2 protein-coding genes are annotated in these 1,725 nt (G+C 60.8%); both read right to left on the reverse strand.

All coding sequences use genetic code 11. The annotated features are described in order from the left end of the window. On the reverse strand, positions 1–333 hold a 333-nt coding region (locus CAI21_RS22665), incomplete at its 3' end, for a hypothetical protein (RefSeq protein ID WP_147305238.1). A gap of 245 nt (positions 334–578) precedes the next feature. After that, positions 579–1,586: a hypothetical protein gene (locus tag CAI21_RS22670; RefSeq protein WP_116304377.1), complete on the reverse strand. Its 1,008-nt coding sequence runs from the start codon at positions 1,584–1,586 to the stop codon at positions 579–581. Positions 1,587–1,725 lie beyond the last annotated feature (139 nt).

Genomic DNA, 1,725 nt, shown 5'->3' on the forward strand with positions numbered 1-1,725 from the left:
CGACACCCAATCTCCCACAAGAAGTATCACCCCCGAGATAAAAAAAGCGCTCATAGACAACATTAGCGCCATATCGATCAGGCTGGGCTTGTTGGTCCAGAACTGCGGCGTCTCCGTTCGCCACAACAAATAGCGCCCGTCGCAGTCGAACATCCCATTCTGCCATTTTCCTCCGGAGCGACCCGTGAGCTGGCGGCTCGTAGGCATCCGGTTCTTGGGCAGCGGCCGGAGGCCCGGTGTCGGCTCCTTCAAAGCCTGCCAATCCGGAAATAACAATTGAATCAGCGGATCTAATTTACGCCGCAACGGCTCTAGGCGATCATTCAAGCTCATACTCATCCCCCATCCCATCCAAACCGTCGTCAGAGCTCATCGGCTGCCCGTCGGGCCGGTATCGAGGTACAGCGGCGCCGGCACCACGTCCGCTGCCAGTTCCAGGCTTTGCCCCAGGGCGAGAAGCGTAACCAGCGCTCGGTCTCGCGTCGTGCTTACGGCGGCACAATCAGAAAACCCACCGGCCTTGGCAAAGGCACGGTGGGCGTCTGAATACAAACAACCGGCCACGCAATCAGTAGTTGTTAGGAGGCTTCATCCACCGCATCACGACGGTAATATTTCAACCGCGCTTCCAACGGCTCGGAATATTGCGCTCGCTGGACCAACGCTTCCGGAATGACATAGGCTGCCGGCCAATCCGACGGCAGCGCTCGCCCCTGGCGCGCGAAGTACTCTTCCACGTGCTCGCTCCAACCTCTATCGCCAAACGCGGTTCCGAAGGGGAACGGGCGCGTCAAACCTTCGGGGTACAGCTCGGGGATGGTCAGCCCCAACCGGCGGTACGCCCCCACCCGCCGCGCCCAGTCCGGATTCTCGCGCCAAGGTGCGGCCTCGGGGCTGGTCATGAACCGCTGCACAACACTCCACCACGGATCGGCCATCTCTGTGCTGTAACCAATACTGTACGAGTCCATCCCCAGCCGGAAGCCTCGGTCCGGCGCCCCCGGCGGCAACACCTCCGGAATCAGTTCGACCCCGCCGGAGGAGTGCAACGCCAGCGTCACGGTCGTCACGTAGTAGGCCTTTAAGTCCTTGAACCGGCACACCATCGGCCCGCAGCGGTGCGGCAGCGGCAGGTAAACCAACCCCGTCTTGCGATCGAAAATCGCCACCTCTCCCGTCGCCGGTGACAGGCCAAAGCGGATGAACAGACTCATACCGAACAAAGCAACCGCCGCGAACAGGGAGATCAATGCGCCAAGCCATTGATAGGCGAAAAGCATGATCACGACCATGAGTAAAGCAAACGTACTGAGCATTAATCCCATATATAGGAGATCGGGCTTGTTGGTCCAAAACTGCGGCGTTTCCGTTCGCCACAACAAATAGCGCCCGTCGCAGTCAAACATCCCATTCAGCCACTCGCCCCGAAAGCGGCCCGTGAGCTGGCGGTTCGTAGGCATCCGGTTCTTGGGCAGCGGCCGGAGGCCCGGTGTCGGCGCCTTGAGCGTGCGCCAATCCGGAAATGACAATTGAATCAGCGGAAATAACTTTCGACGCCACATTTGTAGGCGCTCACTCAAGCTCATAGCGTTGTCCTTCTTTTCTCCCATGGCGACTTCAACGGCCGCCCGTCGGGCCGGTATCGAGGTACAGCGGCGCCGGCACCACCGCCACCGGCTCCGATTCCGCCTGCCCCGCCTCGCTCTCCGCCCGCACCCGCACCTC

The organism is Alkalilimnicola ehrlichii (assembly GCF_003399765.1).
Classification (GTDB): domain Bacteria; phylum Pseudomonadota; class Gammaproteobacteria; order Nitrococcales; family AK92; genus AK92.

What these genes read in the sequence shown, in the direction of transcription:
- CAI21_RS22670 (WP_116304377.1), bottom strand. Translation starts at nt 1,586, where the DNA reads ATGAGCTTGAGTGAGCGCCTACAAATGTGGCGTCGAAAGTTATTTCCG.